Source organism: Streptomyces sp. NBRC 110611 (assembly GCF_001590865.1).
Taxonomy (GTDB): domain Bacteria; phylum Actinomycetota; class Actinomycetes; order Streptomycetales; family Streptomycetaceae; genus Streptomyces.
Genome location: NZ_BBUY01000059.1, coordinates 1 through 3,281, shown reverse-complemented (window position 1 = coordinate 3,281; position 3,281 = coordinate 1). Strand labels below are relative to the sequence as shown.

Below are 3,281 nucleotides of genomic sequence, written 5' to 3'. Positions count from 1 at the left end.
GTGGCCTTGACCAGGAGTTCGTCGATGCTGGACGCGCGGGCGAACCTGCGCACGGTGGAATGGTCCAGCCGCAGCTCACGGCCGATCGCAGCCAGGGATTTGCCTTCGGCCAGCCGTTCCTGCACCGCGGCGTACCGCTCCTTGGTGCGGGCCACCAGCCGTCGTGGGCGTCCGTAGTAGTCGAGGGTCCCGTCCGGCGGGACGAACGGTTCCTCGCCTCCTCGGTTGCATCCGGCCCGGTGCTGGGAGTCGTGGTGAACGCGGCGCGTATGCAGGAGTGGTGTGTGCCCACCGTCTTCTCCACGGCCTCGGCGAGGCTCCGCCACAAGTGCCATCCGTCGGCGATCTGCGCTGCCTGTGGAGCTCCGGTCCGTGCCCCCTCGGCGTAGGTGCCTGCCCGGTCCCGGCAGATGGTCTCCACCTCAGGGTGGCTGGACAGCCATGCGGCCAGGGGCTCGGCATCCCGTCCTGGCAGGACGTCGCTGGGCCGGCGGGCCTCCAGGTCCACAAGGATGGTGGCGTAGGAGTCCCCTTTGCGCAGGCGAAGTCGTCCACCCCCAGTACCCGTACGGGTACGACCTTCGGCTCGGGGACGGTGCGTAGCAGGTGAAGGAGGGTGTCCTTGGCGGTACGGACACCGAGCGCAGCCGCCAGCCGGGCTCCCGGGCGGGCGGCCATCGCTACCGCGATCGTGGTCAGCATCCGCCGAAGCGGCGGCGTGTACCGTGCGTGCGGAGTGGTCAGTCCCTCGACCGCACGAGCCCGGGCATGAAGGACTATCCGTCCCGCCGTCCTCTGCGCGAACTCGACTACCACACCGGCAAGATGAGGAAGAACGGCCTCAAAGCTCCGTGAACCACACCCTCCAACAACGCAACGGGTCACCCTGCAGGCACAGGCCCGGCCACAAGATCATCACCAGACCCGAATTACGCCGTCGTCGACACCGGGCTGGGACCGCTTTGGGGCCCCTGCGGGCCGCCCGGACACGGGAGGCGTCGATCACCGCCCGGGACGAGTCCAGCTTCCTCGCCGACCGCAGCCTCTTCAGCAGCAAAGCATGCAGTTGGTCCCAGACCCCGGCCTCGTTCCAGGCGGCCAGACGCCGCCAGCAGGTCACGCCCGAGCCGAAGCCCAGCTCCTGGGGCAAGTACTCCCACTGGATCCCGGTGTGCAGCACGAACAGGATCCCGCACAACGCTTGCCGGTCCGGGATCCGTGGCCGCCCCTCAACCAGCTTCGGCCCCGGCGCGGGCAACAACGACTCGATCAACGACCACAGTTCATCGGACACGATCCACGGCCGCGACTGTCTCCTCCCCACAGCCAGACCAACGAGCGGACAAGCCAACAGTCACATGATCAACCACTTCTGTTAGGACCTCTAAGTAATCCGATCCCCTGGCGGGGGCCACCCTGAGCGGGAAAATCAGGCTCGTGGCCGTCCAGCCTCGCCCCTGGCGAACCGTCGGCCGCCTGCATCCGTAACTCCTCGCGGAACTGCTGCCGTTCGGCGGCCAGTCCGCCACCCTGTGGATACCTCACGCCCCGGTGATACCGTAGAGAGCTACGGCCCGTCAGCCCTACGACACCACGAGTTCAACCTCAGTATCTACACAACATTGTGATGCAGTACCCTCACGCAGAACGTCACCGACTGTCGTCATACATCCTGAAAATCTGAGCGCCGAAGGAACGCCTCCATCTCAGAAGGACGTTGGGGTCAGTCACAAGATGATACACGGGAACTTGCGCGCCCCCGTAAGCCTGTCTGTATCCACCGATGCGCCCCTTCGGTCCGTTGAAATGCCGTAGCACATACACTGCCATTTCAATGGGTGTGCCGAGACGCAGACGACGGAAGAATTCATCCACGAAACTCCAGTGAGCAGATACCTTCCGCCAGTCGGCAGACCGTAGCCCCGTGATGAATATTTCTCCCCGCTCAACCGTCAGCGCACGGGTGGTGCGCTGACGCCGGGAGCGGCGTTCAGTATATCCAGCATACCGCTCCGGCCACCGTTCAGCCTGGGTCGGCCGTTCGGGAGTCTCCTTGTGTCCCCGCGCCACCGATAGGTCGACCCCGGCCGCGTACGCGATCTGGCCGATTCCCGCGCGTTCGAGGCGACGCCGGTAGTCTGGGGACAGGTCATTCCACCCTTTGCGCGCCATGGCATACCTCCCGGATTGCGGGAATGACGGGCAGGGTGCTCTTCCGATCGTGACCGGATCGGTTGATGGTGCAGGCCGTCACAGACGAAGCTCCTTGCGGTTGCACGTCTGTCAACGCGCTGCAGCACAAGGAGCTTCGTGGTCACCTACCGTGCCACTCTCGACGTCCCTGCCGACCTGGTTTCCTGGCTGGAGAACATCATCGCCCCCACGAACACCCCGAAGGAGCGAAGCCGGTGGATCCTGGCGCGCGCTGACCTCCTTCAGCCAGGCGGTCATGCTGCTGGTGTGGATGGCCAAGGGGGATACTTTCTCCCAGCCCGGCGCGCACTTTGGGAGGGTTATTCATGAGGGTCATCACGAGGCGCGGAAGAAGGCGAGTGCGGTGACGGTGCGGATGATGTTCGGGAAGGTCCTCAGCGGGCCGCGGTAGCGGGTGGCGGGGACCTTCCAGTCCTTGGGGTGCGCGATCGCTCGCTCCACGGCGGCCCGTGGGACGCTGAGGGAGTGGTTGAAGATCTTGTCGGCTTCGGGCCGCTGACGGTCTGGTGGTTTGCGTCGGCCTGTGAGGATGCCGGTACCGATGTATCCCGGATCGCCGATCGTCCCGCGGTTGGCGGACATGGCTCGGAAACCCGACTCCCGCCAGGCGCGGACGTAGTGCCAGGAGTCGGGAACCGGGGCGAAGACCGCCAGGAGTACGCCGTCCACGGTGACGGCGATCTGAAGGCTGAAGCCGGTGTCGCGGTGCTTCTGAGGATTGCGGGTTGGGGTGTTGGTCAGGGCGGATTGAGGTTGAGGCCGGTCTCGGCGATGAAGCCGTCGAGGAGGTCAGCGCTGTACTGCATCTTCTTCAGCCGGGTGCGGGCTCTGCCGGCGAGTTGGTGGGTGGTGCAGGCGGCCAGGTTAGCCAGGGACTTCTTCAGGTGCGCCCACACGCCTTCGGCCGGATTCAGGTCCGGTGCGTACGGCGGGAAGCAGAAGACCGTCAGCCATGCGCCGCGTGCCTGGAGCAGTTCGCGCATCACGGCGTCCTTGTGCGAGGTGACGTTGTCCCACACGAGCACGAGCAGTCCGCCGAGCTGCTGATGCGCGGCATCCAGCAGCGT

At 65.7% G+C, this 3,281-nt stretch carries 3 protein-coding genes and 1 pseudogene; all 4 read right to left on the bottom strand.

The genetic code is table 11. From position 1 onward, the window contains the following. Window positions 1–541 (bottom strand): transposase (locus AZE13_RS39510; RefSeq protein WP_398780308.1); only part of this gene is annotated, 541 nt, incomplete at its 3' end. A gap of 390 nt (window positions 542–931) precedes the next feature. Further along, a pseudogene (locus tag AZE13_RS33240) lies at window positions 932–1,324 on the bottom strand (transposase); the annotation flags it as partial. Between the two features lie 1,205 nt (window positions 1,325–2,529). Next, window positions 2,530–2,955, bottom strand: a complete 426-nt coding sequence (locus tag AZE13_RS33235) for a transposase family protein (RefSeq protein ID WP_079124656.1) — start codon at window positions 2,953–2,955, stop codon at window positions 2,530–2,532. Next, the coding region (locus AZE13_RS33230) for a transposase (RefSeq protein WP_066940530.1) at window positions 2,952–3,281 on the bottom strand (330 nt) is incomplete at its 5' end. The genes AZE13_RS33230 and AZE13_RS33235, both read right to left, overlap by 4 nt.